The following is a 16,881-nucleotide window of genomic DNA, read 5'->3' as shown; positions in this document are numbered from 1 at the left end:
TTGACTAAGCCACCGTCTCTTCCGGAAGGCCTAACGCGCGGCTAACCTACTTTTCCGATGAAGGCTGATGCCTCGTTCGGCAGGGCAAATGAGCCATCGCCTTTCGAACGCAGCGGCAGATGGAATTCCAGGCCCAATCGGTTTTCGCTCGACCATCGCACCTGACCGGTAACGGACTGGCTGGGACTGAAATCGATCCGGAGCACGCTGCCTTCGGTGAGATTCCACAATCCCTCGATCATCGCCCCGCCTTCAGAAATGTTGCGCAAGGTGGCATTCTGCCGCCGTCCCTTGTGCACCACCACAACCTTGCGCAGCACGCAGTAACGCGGGGCACGCACCGATTGCGGGCCATTCGCCACGGCAGTCAGATCGCCCGCAACCAGCGCGCCGACATCGGCTGCGCTCATCGGAGCAAAATAGATGTGACCCTGAACGTGGCTACAACCGAGCAGGCGAACGAGTTCCAGTTCGTCGTGGGTCTCCACCCCCTCGGCAGTGGTGTCCATCTGGAGCACTTCGGCAAGGCTTGTGATCGCGGCGATGATGGCGCCGTTGCGACTGCCTTGCTCGGTTGCTCCGCGCACGAAACTGCGGTCGATCTTGATCCTGTCGAACGGCGCCTTGCGCAGGTAGCCGAGCGAGGAATAGCCGGTCCCGAAATCATCGAGCGCGAGACGTACACCCAACTGCTTCAGCGCCCGGAAGGTCGCCTCGGTGCCGGGAGTATCGCTGACAAACACGCTCTCGGTGATTTCAAGTTCGAGCCGCGAGGGGGCGATACCATTGTGGGCCAGCGCGTTGGCGACAATGGTAGGCAATTCGGGATTGGCGAATTGCAATGCCGAGACGTTGACGGAACAGCGGATGCTGCTGGGCCAGCGCGCAAGGTCGGCGCATGCGGTCTGCAGGGCCCATTGTCCAAGCCGGTCGATAAGACCCGCCTCTTCGGCGATCGGCACGAAGCGCGCCGGCGAGAGCAAGCCGCGACGCGGATGGTTCCACCGCATCAGCGCCTCGAAACCCATCACAGTTTCACTCGCGGCATAGACAATCGGCTGATAGGACAGTTCCAGTTCGCCGCGGGCGATGGCATCGCGCAGATCGCGTTCGAGTTCCGCGCGCTCTTCGACCGCCGCGTGAAGGCCCGGTTCGTAGAAGCGGAAGCACCCGCGGCCCGCGTCCTTCGCAGCATAAAGCGCAAGATCGACATTGCGGACCAGCATATCGGAGGTCGTGCCGTCGGCAGGGGCGCGGGCAATTCCGACCGAGGCGCCGACGCTGACGGAGTGCGTATAGATGGCGTATGGCTGCGAGAGCACCTCGATAATCGCCTGAGCCGTCGCTGCCAGCCGTTCGCGCTGCCATTCTCCCGGCAGGATGACCTTGAATTCGTCTCCGCCAAGCCGCCCACAACGACCGGTCGTGCCGATTACCCGCTCGAGGCGCTTCGCTACCTGTCTGAGCAGGGCATCACCTGCCGGATGGCCGAGGGTGTCATTGACCTGCTTGAAGCGGTCAAGATCGAGAAGCAGCACCGCGCACACGCGCTCGCGCTTTACCGGCGCCGCAAGAACCTGTTCCAGGATCTGCCCCATTTGCACCCGGTTGGCGAGGCCGGTCAGCGAGTCATACAGCGCCATGCGCGAAACCTGCCTCTCGCTCCGCCGCTGCTCTGTCAGATCGGTACCGTGCCCTCGGAACCCGCAGAAATTGTTGTACGAATCATAAACGGGACGGCCAGTCAATGACCACCAGCGCTCTTCCTCCGGCGCGGCGGCGCGCAATTCGAGATCCTTGAAGGCCGAGCGCGCCGACAGATGGAACGCAAGCGATCTCTCGGACTCGGCCGTCTCCTGGCCGGGACCGATGATCGCGTCGAGGGGAACGCCGCGCAGGGCTTCTGCGCTGCGCCCGAGCACCTTCGCAGCTTTGGGCGAGATGTACGTGATAAGGCCGCGCCGGTCGGTTTCCCAAAACCAGCCCTGCCCGCTTTCCTCGAAGCTTTTCAGAATATCCTCGGCCCGCGCCGCTATGCGCTCGCGGGCCTCGCGGTGCACCCGGCCGCGTTCGGCCGCGCGCCATTCGACCCGGGCGATCAGCGCAAGTGTCACCGCCGCTCCGGCGAGCGTGGCAAAGGCCAGCAAACCTGGGGCGGCAACCACGACAAGGCCGGCCCAGCTGGCAATCTTGGCGCTGAACAACGAGGCGATGCGTCCCGAAAACAGCACCGCGGCAGTGGCATTGATGCAGACCAAGGTCGCAACCGCCCATTGCCAGGGCAGGCCGCCGGCAATCGCGACGCCGAGCGCGTAGCCGGCGCAGGCCATCGGCAACATCGCTGCCACCACCAGCAACAATAGCCGCAATTGCGGACCGGTCTGCTCGCGGCGCTCAAGCGCGGCGAACCAGCCCGAACAGGCAAACAGGGCTACCGAAGCCACGCCGCCAATCAGCGAGGGCAAAGTTGGCAATTCCGGCGAGACAAGGGCGGCAAGACAGAATGCCACCAGCAACGACACCGCCATGCCTCGCGCCTGCTTGGGCAGATAGTATCGCTGTGCTTCCTTGGCCGTGTCCGTTCGCGTGACCAGAGCGGCGATGCGTTCCGGCTTGAAGCGTCCGTCCGCGCGGCGCTCGCCGGAGTCGCGCAGATCGGACTCGTCGGGAGAGTCCGCCGTGCCCTGCGCTTCGCGCCCGGCATCGATGGGTCTCGGGATTCGAAGGGATTTGGCGCGCGGCGCTGACATGGGCAGGCAATGCGCCCTGACCTCTTGGAAAAGCGTGAATCGGAAAGGTAAATGCCTGCCTTACATGTGGGCCAAAGCGCCTGTGCCAGAGGGTTCGGGCAGTGCTTGCAACTTGACCACGCTGGCTGCATCGTGTGGATGGCACCAGCCAGTAAAACGATTTCGCGAGGAGTAGGGGATCGGATGTCAGACAGCGAAGTAAAGCTCGAAAACGAGGCAGCCCAGTCGACCAATGCGCTGGGACCGCTGATCGGCGTCGCGCGCGAGGATTTCGTGAGCGCGGTAGCCCTGCTGCTGCGCGAAACCGCCTCGGACCCGACACGCTTCATCCGCCATTCGACAGCGATGGCGCAGGACATGGTCAAGATCATGACCGGCAAGAGCGACCTTGCCCCTGACCCCAAGGACAAGCGGTTCATGGATCCGGCCTGGCAATACAACCCCTTTTTCCGTGCCGGCGCGCAATATTACCTCGCGGTGCAGAAGGGCATGAAGAACTGGCTGGAAGAACTCGAACTTGACGAGCTGGAACGTAACCGCGCGAATTTCATCGCGAATATCATTCTCGACGGCCTTGCCCCCACCAACACGCTGGCGGGCAATCCGACGGCGCAGAAACAGATCATCAACTCGGGCGGCCTCTCTCTCATCAAGGGACTGCAGAACGCCTATAATGATCTCGTCAACAACAAGGGCATGGTCAGCCAGGTCGACAAGCGCCCGTTCAAGCTGGGCGAGAATATCGCGACCTCCAAGGGCGCGGTGGTCTACCGCGACGAGATCATGGAGCTGCTGCAATATGCGCCGACCACCGAAGAGGTCTACGAAATCCCGCAACTGACTATCCCGCCACAAATCAACAAGATGTACATCAACGATCTGTCGCCCGACAAATCGGTGATCAAGTGGCAGGTCGACAACGGCATCCAGACCTTCGTCATCTCGTGGCGAAATCCGTCCAAGGAACAGGGCCACTGGGGCATGGCCGACTATATCGCCGCCTGCGAGAAAGCGCTGGAGGTGGTTTCGGAAATTTCGGGATCGAAAAAAGTTAACGTCTCGGCCGGCTGTTCGGGCGGACAGACCGCCTCGGTGCTCGCATCCAAGCTCGCCGCGACTTGCAATCCGATCCTCGGGACGCTGACGCTGATGGTGTGCGTGCTGCACCCCAAGCCGACCGATATCGAGGCCGGCTCGCTGGTGAGCGAGAACGGGATGCAGCTCGCCCGCCAGCGCGCGATGAAGGCAGGCGTCATCAAGGCGGATGATCTGGCGCGCGGGTTTGCATGGCTGCGTCCCAACGATCTGATCTGGAACTATGTCATCAACAATTACCTGCTCGGACAGGATCCGCCCGCGTTCGACGTGCTGTTCTGGAATGCCGACGCCACCAACCTTTCGGCCAGCCTTATGGGCGATTTCCTCACCCTGTTCGAAACCCTCGCCTTCACCAAAAAGGGCGAGGTCGAGATGGCAGGGCACAAGGTCGATCTTTCCAAGGTCTCCGCCGATCTGTTCATTCTCGGCGGGGTGACCGATCACATCACCCCGTGGAAGGCGACCTACCGGTCGACCCAGCTGTTCGGTTCCAAGGACGTGACCTACGTGCTCTCGCAAAGCGGCCACATGCAGGCGATCCTGAACCCGCCGGGCAACCCCAAGGCCAAGTATTACGTCCAGAAAAAGAAGGGAAAGCTGCCCGCCACGGCCGAAGAATGGTTGCAAGGCACCGAGGAGGTGAAGGGCAGCTGGTGGCCGCTGTGGATGGAATGGGTGCAAGCGCGCTCGGGCGGCAAGCGACCGGCACCTGCAAGCCTTGGCAGCGCCACCTACAAGGCCGGCGATCCGGCACCGGGACTCTACGTCGTCGAAGAAGTCTGATAAGGCAATGCTGCGCTGCAGCGTCCGGGGGGCCGTGGTGGCAGCGCGTTAATCTTTGTGGGCGCTTTCGTGAGGGATCGACGAAAGCGCCCAACCCGCCCCTTCGACGGGGGCCAGAAAGGACGTGAATTCGTGGCCAATGCAATGGACGATGCGGTCGTGTCGATGGAGGAAGTGGGCGGCCGGACGCTACGGACTGCTGCCTGGCGGCTCGATATGCCTTCCGATCACCTGCCGGTCCTGTTCTTCAACGGCATCGGCGCGAATATCGAGGCCGTGGCCCCGCTCGCGGCCGCCATGCCCGAACGCGGCTTCATCATGTTCGACATGCCCGGCACCGGCGAATCGCCCGATCCGCTGGTCCCCTACAACCCCTTCACCATGAGCTGGACCGCAGCCCAGTTGCTGGGGAAATATGGTCTGGAAGCGGTCGACGTGATGGGCGTTTCATGGGGCGGCGCCATGGCACAGCACTTTGCGCTTCAGCACCCGATGCGCACGCGCCGCCTGACCCTCATCGCGACGACGCCGGGCATGGTGATGGTGCCCGGCAATCCGGCCGCATTCACCAAGATGGCCGACCCGCGCCGCTATATCGATCCCGAATTCATGAACGAACATTTCGCCACGCTTTATGGCGGGGTCGACAAGGACGGGGCCGAGCACCAGAAAGACAGCCACATCGGCCGGCTGAAGCCCCCGTCCCCGCGCGGCTACATGTACCAGCTCTTGTGCATGCTCGGCTGGACAAGCCTGCCCGCCCTGCCCTTCATGACCAAGGAAACCCTGATCATGATGGGCGAGGACGACCAGATCGTGCCCCTCGCCAACGGCAAGATCCTGAAGGCCATGATCCCCAATTCGCGGCTGGTAACCTTCGCAGGCGGCGGGCATCTGTTCCTGCTTACCCATGCCGATGAAAGCGTGGCCGCAATCCGCGAATTCCTCGACGCGCCCGAGACGGAGAAGGAAGCGCGGCGGATGGCGGCTGCCTGACCGTCGCTGTTTGTCGATCGACCTAGCCTCGCCCACCTCGCCAGGAATGGCAGTTCAAGGGTCCCCGCCGTGTCACGTGGTGTCCTGCGCATGACGTCAGTTCCGAACGGTCCTGCTTTGGCCGGATCGCCTGCGGCCTGGGTGACCGCCGCCGTTGCGGGGATCGCAGCACCGGCCGCGGCGATGGTAGTGCTTGCCGCTGGCAATGACAGCGCGCCTATGGCGGTTTTCGGCGGGCCGCTGCTTGCGGTCGGACTGATGGGAACGGGCATGATCGCCGCGTCTGCGGCCGGACGGTTGTGGATCGGCGTCGGACTTTCCCTGATCGCGGGTGCATGTCTCGTCCTGCTTGCCCATGCGCTGGGAATGGCACTTCCGCTGCATCCGCTTTCCGTGGCCCTGGCAATGCTGGTCGCCAGCCTGAGCTTTGCCGCGCGCGGCGCGCTGTTTGCCCGAAGTGCAGCGGACAAGGGCTGGTGGATCGCGGTCTTCGTGGTCGGCGGCGAGGCTGCCATTCTGGCAACCGCGGTCGCCTTGCCGAAAAGCCTGCCCGCCTGGCTGCTGACGCTGCTGCCCGCGCAATGGGCGAGCATGGCGATCCAGTCGGCGCTGACAGGCGCGGGTACGGGCGCAAGAGGGGCAATCGCAGCCTTGCTGGCGCTTGCCGGAACTGCGGCAACGACGTTGCTGGTGGCGCGGCTGTGGCCCCGTCGCTGGCCCTATCTGATCATGTTCACGGCATGGCTCGCCCTGTCGGCGCTCGTCTGGCACCAGTCCGCATAGGGGACCAGACGACCCGCGAGACCCTGTCGGTATCAGCCGCCTTGTTGTGCGAGGTCGCCAAGGGCCTCTTTCAGGTCGTCCAACCACGGTTCGAAAGGTCGCCAGGCGCCCTGCCCCTTGCGGTTGATCGGCTGGCGCACCTGCTCGCTGGAGGCGGTGCGCACGGCGCGCTCGGTCTTGTGGAAATCGAGGCAGGCCTGCTCGAACGGCAGACCCAGAAAATCGAGCATCCGGCGGGTCTGGCCTTCGAGATCGTCGAGCACGTCCTCGTGGCTCACCCGCAGCACCTTGCCTGGCAGTACCGTGTCCCAATGGTCCATCAGCGCGACATAATCGGCATAATAGCGCCCGACCTCGGTTAGCCCGTAGGTAAACTCCTGGCCTTCGGCGAACAGCTGCTTGAAGCCCGAAAAGCAGCAATCCATCGCATCGCGGCGGGCATCGATGATCTTGGCCTTGGGCAGGATAAGGTGGATCAGCCCGATATGCCGGAAATTATTGGGCATCTTGTCGATGAAGAAAGGCGCCCCGGCACGATGAATGCGGGTGTCGGCGATGAAATCCCGCCCGAAGGCGGCAAGCTTTTCAGCGTCGAGTTCCTGCAGGATGTGCGGATAGCGGTTCTCGCCGACGCGCCGGCCGCGCAGGCGATGGGCGAGCGCGAGGATGTTGGGCAGTTCCAGCGTCCCGTCGATCTGCGAATGGCTGGCCAGGATCTGTTCGAGCAGGGTCGAGCCGGCGCGCGGCAGGCCGAGAATGAAGATCGGATCGGGCGCATCATGGCCCGCGCCCGCGTGCCGCTCGAACAGATCGGCGGTGCAGGCTTCCCGCTGGCGGGCAAGTTCCGCTGTCATCGCATCCGCGCTGTAGCGGGTCTGGGCGCGCTTCAGACGGTTGCCTTCGTCATAGGCTGCAAAGCTGGCTTCGTATTCGCCGCGATCCTCGTGCGCCTTGCCCAGGGCAAAGGCGATGTGGACGCGGTCCATGAAGGCCAGATCGGCGCGCGCGGCCTGTTCCTGCATGGCTGCGACTTCGGCATCGGTGAAGCGGTAGGTCTTGAGGTTCGCGAGCGCATACCAGGCATCGCCGTGATCGGGTTTTGCTGCGATTGCCGCGCGGTAACTGGCAATCGCATCGGCGCTCGCGCCAGTGGTCTTGAGCGCATGGCCCTTGCTGGTGAGATTGGCCGGATCGTGCGGAAGGCGCTCGAGCACCTTGTCGAACAGTTCCAGACCGCGGGCATAGTCGCCGCTCTGCATGCTCTCGATCGCGAGGCGCGACTGGAAGACGGGGCTTTCGGGATCGCGCGCATGGAGCGCTTCGGCCTCTGCCAGTGCTCTGGCAAAGTTCTGGCGCCGCCGCAGCACGTCAATGTAATCGAGCCTGAGCTGGACATCCTGCGGCGCAAAGGCGACGGCGCTCTCCAGCAGGAATTCGGCTTCCTCCAGCACGCCGAATTCGATCCCGATCTTCGCCAGCAGCCGCATACCCTCGATATGGTGCGCATCACGCGCCGGATGGGTGCGAAGATAATGGCGGCAGATTTCCTCGGCACGCAGAAGGCGGCCTTCGGCAAGGTGATTGGTGACCGCTACGAGTTCGCGCGGCAGGTTCGCGAGCCGCTGGTACTGGAACGCCGCCTGATTGGCCTCAGCTCCGCGCCCCGCCCTGCCCAGCAGGTTCGCCTGTTCGCGCCAGCTCGCCTCCAGCGCGGGGTTGAAGCGCGTCGCGCGCTGAAACGCTGCCAGTGCTTCCACCTCGCGGCCTTGCGCCAGCGCCAGATGTCCGGTCTCCTGCCACGCGCGCCCATATTCCGGGCTGGCGGTGTGGAGCCGGCCAAGCAGCAACTGCGCGGTGGCAAATTCCTTGAGGTACCGCGCAGCGACCGCCGCGAGATAGAGACCGTCGCTGTCATGCGGATCCTGCCGCAGCAGCTCGCGCGCGGTCTTGAACCCTTCGGCCATACGCCCGGAGCGCAACGCATCCTGCGCCAGCTTCATCAGCGTCTCGCGCGAGGGGGGATAGCGGTCCGGATCGTCTGTCGTGGCCATGGGAAAGGCTCTACACGCATGGCGGCGGGCGTGAACACCTGCTCACCCCCGCCGCCCGTTTCGCCAGAAGCGGATCAGTAGTCGTAACCCACCCGCAGACCGACGGTCAGCGGCCGGTTGGTGACGATACGCGCGCGGTCATTCACGAAATTGCCCGAAATCTGGGCGCGTTCATCGAACAGGTTGTCGCCGAATATCTCGAAGCGCCACTGGTCCTTTTCGATCCCCGCGGCCAGATCTACCACCGTGTAGCTGTCGAGCCGCAAGCGGTTGATCTCGATGATATCGGTGAACTTGCTGGCAGAATGGGTAATCTGCGGCATGATATAGGCGCCAAGCGTCGAGGTCAGATCGAATTCGTAGCGCACCCGGAAATTGCCCTGGAACGACGGAGCAAAGGCGAGCTCTGATCCTTCGACCACGTCATTGGTCGGGATCAGCACGTCGGTCACCTCGGTATCGAGGATCGAGAAGGCGCCCGCCACGGTCAGCCCCGGCACCGCATAGGGCGCAAAGGTGAAATCCGCCTCCAGCCCGTAAATCTCCGCATCAGCAGCATTGGCCGAGAAAAACAGGTTGGTGATCGACGGGTCGAAGATCGTCGTCTGCAGGTTGGAAATATCGACATAGAAGGCACTGCCGTTGAAACGCAGCTGGCCGTCTACGAGCTGGAGTTTCCAGCCGATCTCGTAGTTCTGCACCTCGTCGGTCTCGAGCTCGAACGGCACGGTGAAGTTGTTAGGCCCCGGCGCTCCGCCCGGACGGTTGAGCAGCCCCGGACGGAAACCTTCCGAATAGGTCGCGTAGAACAGCGTGTCGGGGGTCGGGGTCAGGGTGACCGTGCCCTTGAGAATGGTCCCGCTGGCCGCTGCCACATCCGGTGCGCGCACGGAATTGAACACCCGCTGGGCCTGCGCGGGCGAGAGCCCGGCGGCCTCGATATCGGCAAGACTGTCGTTCAGGGTGAAGTTCTGGCGCAAGGCTTCGGAACACGACAGGTTGAAAAAGAAATTGCCGTCGCCGTCGTAAAGGTCGGAAATATTGGTACCGAAGGCATTCTCGTCGGTTCCGCTGGTATTGCAGAAGCTGGCATTGGCGCCGCCTTCGAGGTCGACTTCGACATCGTAATAGCGTGCCCCCAGCGTGACGGCGAGAAGGTCGGGAACGATGTCGATCGTCGCCTCGCCGAACAGGCCGAACTGTTCGTCAGTGCGGCGGATGTCGTTTCTGAAGATCGTGTCACGCGGGAACGGACCCGCGTCGGTGCTGAAGGCGCCCGGAAACGGGAAATTGGGCGCAAAGCCGCCGAACGGCGCGGCGGCGACATTGCCCGGATAGTTGAAGTCGTTGCGTTCCTTCAGCTCGAGGTCCGAATAGAAGCCGCCTGCCGTCACGCGGACCGGCCATTCCTCCGGCGTGGAGAAGCGCAGCTCCTGGGTGAAAACCTGCGTTGTGCTGTCGGAGGTGACGTAAAGGTTCGGCGGCTGGCAGGTGCCGCTGGGCGCTGCGGCGCCCGGATAGCTCACCGAACCATCGCAGATGTAATAGGGCAGATACTGGCCGACGAACAGGTAATCGGTGTAGTCGATGCGCTGGTTGGTGCGGCGATCGGTATAGGCGCCGGTATAAACCACATCGAGCATCGCGATGCGGCCCTCGACGGTCCAGCTGGTGTTGGAGAAGTCATCTTCCAGCCGGTCATCCTCGAAGCGCTGGATTTCCAGATCATCAAGCTCGCCCAGTTCGGGGTCGGCGAAAAACACACCGTCAGTTTCAAGACTCTGGCGGGTATGGGCAAGGGTCACGGTCCAGTCCGGCGTGAGCTCCCACAGTGCGGTAGCGCGGAAGCCCGAATACTGGGTGTCGTTGAAATTGTCGCGGACAAGGCCGGAATTGTCGGCCTCGAGAAAGGTCACCCCCGAAAGGTCGGCGGTAGACTGGAACCCGGCCCGGTTGGCGTTCACGGGCACGCCGTTCGCGCGCACCGTGCCTTCGGGCCGGAAACGGGCGCTCTCGGACAGATCGCGGGTACCAGCGACATTGTCGATGAAGCCGCCCTGGTCGTCGAGGTAGACCACCCCGCGCAAGGCAAAGGTATCGGTAACCGGCACGTTGACCATGGCCTTGATCGAATAGCTCGCCTCGCCGCCCTTGGTGAAGGAGACGCTGGAATCGAAGGATGCATCGAAGCCGGAAAGATCGGGCTTGTTGGTGATCAGGCGCACCACGCCCGCCTGCGAGCTCGCACCGAACAGCGTGCCTTGCGGTCCGGACAGAACCTCGATGCGCTCAACATCGGCTGCGTAGACATCGAGGTTGCGCCCCGGCTGGGCGAGAGGCTGCTCGTCGAGATAGAAGGCGACGTTGGGCGCAAGACCGGCAACCCCTGCGGTTGTCAGATTGGGCGTGGTCGAGGCAAGACCGCGGATATAGATCGTATTCTGACCCGGTCCGGCGCCACCTGCCGTGACATTGGGCAGCTGCTCGAGATAATCGTCGAAGGTATCGATATTGAGCTGGTCGAGCGCCTCTGCATCGATCGCTGTGACCGAGACCGGCACATCCTGCAGGTCCTGGCTGCGTTTCTGGGCGGTGACGACGATGGTCTTGATCCCGCCCTTCTGCGCCGGCGGCTGGGCACCGCCGGAGGGTGCGGCAGCATCCTGCGCGCTGGCGGGAGACGCAATCGCGATCGCAAGCGCGCCGAGTGACGCGCCATCGATAATCTTCATCATGTAAGGCCCCTTTGAGCTTCGGAAAGGGTCGCGGCGCAAGGAATGCACCGGCAAGACCCAAGAAATAGCATGCGCACCGAATGCACAGATGCTTTATAGGATGCGCTACCAAGCGAATCCTACGCTTTCTACCCGACTTTGGGAAATTACAAAAATGATTATTAGGATTGTTGCAGAATCACAACACTATAAAAGAAACAAATATTATTTGAAGTAGAAAATACGGGATTATGAAAAATTTTCTTGTCGCTACTTATGAACCGTATTTTGTGTGATTTTTTATTATTTTTTTATTTCATATTTGATTATTTACTGTCATTTTATTTTGAATTTCCAGCCTGATTGCCCAGCCTGATTGCAAGGTCATTCGGCGGCCGATATTTTCTCGGCCCATTCCTCGCACGCCTGCGCCGTCGTCGGCACGCCGTGCTTCTTGCGGATCAGGTCGAACACCACCGCCTTGACGATGGCCGCAGCCATCGCTGCGACGACGAAGGAAAACGGCAAGGCCCCTATGATCATGGTGATGCGGATCGCCTCGATCCCGCCGAGGATCAGCATGGAGCCGACCACAAAGGCGATCGCAGCGCCCCAGAACAGGATATGATAGCGCTGGCTGCCCTCGTCGTCGCCAGCGCCGTTGATGGTGTTGACGATCAGGATCGCGCTATCGGCAGAGGTGACCAGGTAGGTCATCAGCAGCACCACCACGAGCCCGGCCACGACCCTCGCCAGACCCGGATCGAGCAATACGGCGAGCGTTGCAAAGAGTTGATCCGACATCGGCGCATCGAGGATCCTGCCTCCGGCGATCCCCGACAGTTCAAGCTCGATTGCCGTGCCGCCGACCAGCGTCATCCACACGAAACACATCAGCGAGGGCACAATCGTGACCCCGAAGATGTATTCGCGGATCGTCCTCCCCCGCGAAATGCGCGCGATGAACATGCCTACAAAGGGGGCAAAGGCAATCCACCAAGCCCAGTAGAAGACAGTCCAGTCGAGCTGCCACTGGTGCAGCGTCGCGCCCATAGCGGTCCCGTCGTCGCCGAACAGGCGGAATGATTGCTGCAACAGGGTGCGGGCATAGTCCCACAGACCCACACCCAGCAGCTCAAGGCCGTAAAGCCCGGCGCCAAGCGCTGCGAACAGGGCAAGCAGCCCCATCGACAGCCCCATGTTGAGGTTCGACAGCCACTTGATCCCGCGGCCAACCCCCGAAAGCGCGCTGAGCGTCGATGCCCCGACCAGCATCACCAGCGACACCACAATGGCAGTCGCCGAGGCCGAACCATCCTCGTCGAGTAGCCACGCGCCCAGCCCCAACCGCGCCAGCCCCGCGACGAACTGCTCGACCCCCAATCCCATCGTCACGGCCACACCAAGGATCGTTGCCACCACCGCGACAATGTCGACAACGTGCCCGATGGGCCCTTCCATCACTCTTCCGAACAGCGGGGCGAGCGCCGAGCGGATGGTCAATGGCAGGCCGCGCCGGTGCGCGACATAGCCGATCGCAAGCCCTACCAGCGCATATGTGCACCACGCACCAAGACCCCAGTGGAGAAAGGTATACATATATGCCGGACGCACAGCCTGCGCGCTCTGCGCCGCGATCGTGCCGCGGATGATATCGGGATTATTGGTGAAATGGGCGAGCGGTTCACCGGTCGAATAGGTCAGCATCCCGATGCCGATCCCGGCACCGAACAGCATGGAGAACCACGAGAAACGGCTGAACTCCGGCTTTTCGCCGGGTGGGCCGATCCGGAGCGAACCGGTCCCCGGTGCCAGCGCCAGACCAACGCAAACGATGATCAGGATCGCGACAAGATAGACATACCAGCCGCCGAAATTCGCGATGATCGTGGAATTGGCAGCACCCAGCGCCTTGCTGGCATTCACGGGGAAGAAGATCGCCCACATGATCAGCAACGAGACGATGACCTTGGATGGAATCGTCACCGCCCGGCTGAATCCGTCGTAAAAACCGCGGTCGTGGGTATCGATCTCGAGTTCGACAAGTGGCGGATCGATCGGCCAGTCGTCCGGCGTGACGGTCTGCGGGTCTACGTGCGAACTTGCTTCGCTGGGCCTGCTGCTCATCGCTTTCCTGTCCCGGACGGGCCGTTGGCAAAGGGCGACGCAGGTTCACGCTGCCGGCATTGCTGCCAAGGCTGTGTCCGCTTTGGTGAGGTGGATGGGATGCGTCCCGAACGGACAATCGCGAAAAGGACCTGCATCGGTGCAATGTCCTGCCGCTCCCGGGTGCGGAGGTTATGTCGTGAGCGGTCCTAATCCCAGTGCAGGCATTTGCAACCCTTGAGGCGCCATAGGCGTGCAAGGCGCACGATCGTCGCCAGCTGAGACCCCGGCGCTGCAATATTGGCCGCAAAACACGTCAGTCTGCGCAAAGGGCGACACAAGCGGAAACACCAAAATATCCGCTTTTACTAAATATTTCAGGTTTTTATAGAAGGCTGGCGGTGGACGCAGTCACGCCGCAACAAGTCTCCGAGTTGGGTTCAGCTTTGTGCCAAAGATCAGGTCGCCGGACCGAACGCCGCTGTAACAAGAAAGCGGACGATGTTGCCGATCGACCTGCATGGCCGGATGTGGGACTTAGCCGTCGTTCCTAAACTGATTGTCAAATGACTGGTGCGATCACAGGGCCGCGGCGGCTTCCTTGATCGCGCGGCGGATGCTCATGTAGGTCGCGCAGCGGCACAGATTGCCGCTCATCGCCTCGTCGATCGCGGCATCGTCAGGCGACGGATTGTCGCGAAGCAGCGCGGTTGCCGCCATGATCTGGCCGGACTGGCAATAGCCGCACTGGGGCACGTCATTGGCGACCCATGCGTTGCGAATGGCATCGGCGGCATCGCCAGATACACCCTCGATGGTGGTGATCTGCGCCCCTTCGAGTGTGTCATGCGGGGTAACGCAGGCGCGGGTAGGCTCGCCATCGACGTGGACGGTGCAGGCCCCGCACTGGGCGACGCCGCACCCGAATTTCGTGCCTGTCATCTGCAGATGGTCGCGCAGCACCCACAGCAGCGGTGTGCCGGGAGCGGCGTCGACGGTTTCGGATTTCCCGTTGATTGTCAGGGTAATGGCCATGTTCGCCTCCTTGTTCTACGCGCTCTGCTTTGTGGGCAGCTTAAGCTTGCTTCCCTCCGCCCCGATCAGAGGCAAGGTGCGCATGCGGTGGCCGGTTGCCGCGAAGATGGCATTGGCCAGTGCCGGTGCCGCGGGTGGGGAGGCAGGCTCGCCAACCCCGCCCGGCGGCGCGTCGGAAGCGACGATCTCCACCTCGAACGCGCGCGGCGCCTCGCGCATCCGCATCAGCCGCCAGCTCGGGAAATTGTCCTGCACTATCGCGCCATCCTTTGCCGTGATCGCGCCGTAGAGCGCGTTCGACAAGGCATAGATCGTGCCGCCTTCCATCTGCGCGCGCACATGACGCGGATTGATCACGGTACCAGCATCCACCGCCAGCCAAACCCCGGGGATGGAGAGGCTGCCGTCGGGCTTGACGGCGACTTCGACTACCGTGGCGATATAGCTGAGGAACGAGCGGTGGACCGCGATCCCGAGCCCGCGTCCGGCGGGAAGCTTGCGCCCCCATTCGGCCATCGCTGCGGCCTTTTCCAGGACGTTCCGCAAGCGGCCCGTATCGATCGGGTATTCCTCCAGCGAAGCGCCGTAATTGCCGTATTTTGCGCCTTCGGTTTCAGGGTCTATCTTGCGCGGTGGGCCGATCAGTTCGAGCAGATAGTCCTTCTGGTCGCGCCCGGCCGCGTGGGCGAGCTCGGCGGCGAAACTCTGCACCGCAAAGGCATGGTAGATGTTGGCGACCGAGCGCAGCCAGCCGATCCGCACATGGCCCTTGGCATTGCCGGATTCGACCCTGAGGTTGGGCATTGCGAAAGGCACATCACTTGCGCCCATGCCCATCTCGCCATCGCTCGGCTCGGCCACGGTGTTGTCGAAGGTCGAGGAAATCGGCGGGAACACGGTGCGGTGCAGCCACGCGGTGCACTTGCCATCCGCGTCTAGACCGCCTTCGCAATATTGCGCGCTGACCGAGTGGAAATAGCCGTGCCGGATATCGTCCTCGCGCGTCCAGGTCACCTTGACCGGCTTGCCCACGTCCCGGGCTATCAGCGCCGCCTCGACCACGAAATCGGGCTTCGACTTGCGCCCGAAAGCACCCCCCAGCCAGGTGGGCGTGACCTTGATATTCTCCTTGTCGATGCCCAGCGCTTCGGCGAGCGTTGCGCGCGTGCTCTGCGGGTCCTGCACGCAGGCCCAGCATTCGAGCCGGTCACCGTCCCACTCTGCGGTCGCACTGGGCGGCTCCATCGGGGTCTGACCCAGATGCGGGGCGTAATATTCGGCCGAAACCCGCTTCTTGGCTGCCGCCAGCGCCGCCGGCACATCGCCGCGCGCACGGCGCACCTTGCCGCTGGCCCTCGCGGTGGCCTTGAGCTGCTCGGCAAAGGCATCGGAATCATAGCCCGCATTGGGGCCGGCCGCCCACGCGATCTCAAGCGCGCGGCGACCTTCGATCGCCGCCCATGTGTCGCGCGCCACCACCGCCACGCCGCCCAGCGGCTGGAACAGCGCGGGCGGCCTCGCGTCGGGCAGGCGCACCGTCTTGAGCACGCCGGGAACTTCGAGCGTCTTCGCATCGTCGAAGCTGCTCACCCGCCCGAACAGCTGCGGCGGGCGGGCGACCACGGCATAGACCATCCCCGGGCGCTGCACATCGATCCCGAAGGTGCCTTCGCCCCTTACGATGCGCGGCACTGTCAGCGAGGGGATCTCGGCGTTGATATAGCGCCATTCCTTGGGGGTCTTTAACGTAATGTCCGCTTCCGCGGGGATTTCCAGCTTGCCGGCGAGTTCGGCAAGATTGCCGTAGGACAGCGTCTCGTCGTTCTGCGTGTTGCTGACCAGCCCGCCCTTGGCCGAACATTGTTCGACCGGCAGCTTCCAGTAGAGCGCCGCCGCAGCGACCAGCATCTGGCGCATGGCCGCGCCCGCCACGCGCAGGCGGTGGAAATTGAAGCGCACGGAACGCGACCCGTCGGTGTTCTGGTCGCCGTAACGCTCGTGCCCTTCTGCCTGGATGATCTCGACCTTGTCCCAGTCGGCTTCCAGCTCGTCGGCCACGATCTGCGCCATCGAGGTCCAGACCTGCTGCCCCATTTCCGAACGGTGGCAGGTGATCTTGACCGCACCGTCCCTGTCGATCGCAATCCACAGCGCTGGCGTCGCGTCGCCGCCTCTGACTTCGGTCAGCGGGCTGGCGCCGGGTTCGGGCAGATCAAAGGCGTCGGCATCGATCTCGGGTTCGACATAGGTCGAACAGCCCGCAAGCGTCACGCCAAGCACGAACAACCCCGCACCGCCGACAAAGGCGCGGCGGCTCAGATTGACATAGGGGCTCGGCCCCTCGCCTGCGGCATCCGCCTTTTGTGCAGGAATGATCCCGAGATCGCGCATCAACATCGCCGGTTCTCCTCAAGCCGGATCCTGACCTCGCGTCCGGCCGCATGACCTTGATGCAGGTTGGGCGAAGTGGCAACCATCCTTAGTCAAACACCCCGAGCGTGTGCCCATCTCAAGCGTTGCCGAGAGTGGTTCCTTGGCGTGTCGGGTTGCAAGGGAGGTAGTTAC

At 62.9% G+C, this 16,881-nt stretch carries 9 protein-coding genes; 3 read left to right on the top strand and 6 right to left on the bottom strand.

The features are described 5' to 3' along the window. Positions 1-41: 41 nt before the first annotated feature. Positions 42-2,750 (bottom strand): EAL domain-containing protein, encoded by a 2,709-nt coding sequence (locus tag I603_RS02630; RefSeq protein WP_068862235.1) that lies wholly within the window; start codon positions 2,748-2,750, stop codon positions 42-44. Positions 2,751-2,933: 183 nt separating this feature from the next. On the opposite strand from I603_RS02630, the gene I603_RS02625 reads away from it, so the two are divergent. The 3 genes from I603_RS02625 to I603_RS02615 all read left to right on the top strand — a co-directional run bounded on the left by I603_RS02625 (position 2,934) and on the right by I603_RS02615 (position 6,410). After that, complete coding sequence (locus I603_RS02625; RefSeq protein WP_068862234.1) at positions 2,934-4,631, top strand: PHA/PHB synthase family protein; 1,698 nt, start codon at positions 2,934-2,936, stop codon at positions 4,629-4,631. A 132-nt stretch (positions 4,632-4,763) separates the two neighbouring features. Then, on the top strand, positions 4,764-5,627 hold the full coding sequence (locus I603_RS02620) for an alpha/beta fold hydrolase (RefSeq protein ID WP_232305222.1): 864 nt from the start codon (positions 4,764-4,766) through the stop codon (positions 5,625-5,627). Between the two features lie 90 nt (positions 5,628-5,717). After that, complete coding sequence (locus tag I603_RS02615; protein ID WP_084439784.1) at positions 5,718-6,410, top strand: hypothetical protein; 693 nt, start codon at positions 5,718-5,720, stop codon at positions 6,408-6,410. A 32-nt stretch (positions 6,411-6,442) separates the two neighbouring features. Here I603_RS02615 and I603_RS02610 read toward each other — a convergent pair whose 3' ends face one another. The 5 genes from I603_RS02610 to I603_RS02590 form a co-directional block, all read right to left on the bottom strand. Then, a complete protein-coding gene (locus I603_RS02610; protein ID WP_068862232.1) occupies positions 6,443-8,461 on the bottom strand; it encodes a tetratricopeptide repeat-containing sulfotransferase family protein in 2,019 nt (672 codons plus the stop codon). A 74-nt stretch (positions 8,462-8,535) separates the two neighbouring features. Further along, complete coding sequence (locus tag I603_RS02605) at positions 8,536-11,196, bottom strand: TonB-dependent receptor (protein WP_068862231.1); 2,661 nt, start codon at positions 11,194-11,196, stop codon at positions 8,536-8,538. A gap of 363 nt (positions 11,197-11,559) precedes the next feature. Then, positions 11,560-13,302 (bottom strand): BCCT family transporter, encoded by a 1,743-nt coding sequence (locus I603_RS02600; RefSeq protein WP_084439782.1) that lies wholly within the window; start codon positions 13,300-13,302, stop codon positions 11,560-11,562. A 558-nt stretch (positions 13,303-13,860) separates the two neighbouring features. Continuing rightward, a complete protein-coding gene (locus I603_RS02595) occupies positions 13,861-14,316 on the bottom strand; it encodes a (2Fe-2S)-binding protein (RefSeq protein ID WP_068862230.1) in 456 nt (151 codons plus the stop codon). A 15-nt stretch (positions 14,317-14,331) separates the two neighbouring features. Further along, positions 14,332-16,713 (bottom strand): xanthine dehydrogenase family protein molybdopterin-binding subunit, encoded by a 2,382-nt coding sequence (locus I603_RS02590; protein ID WP_232305221.1) that lies wholly within the window; start codon positions 16,711-16,713, stop codon positions 14,332-14,334. Positions 16,714-16,881 lie beyond the last annotated feature (168 nt).

It is taken from the genome of Erythrobacter dokdonensis DSW-74 (genome assembly GCF_001677335.1).
Taxonomy (GTDB): Bacteria; Pseudomonadota; Alphaproteobacteria; order Sphingomonadales; family Sphingomonadaceae; genus Erythrobacter; species Erythrobacter dokdonensis.
Note: the sequence above shows the minus strand (reverse complement) of the source record. Positions and strands in the feature narration are given on the sequence as shown.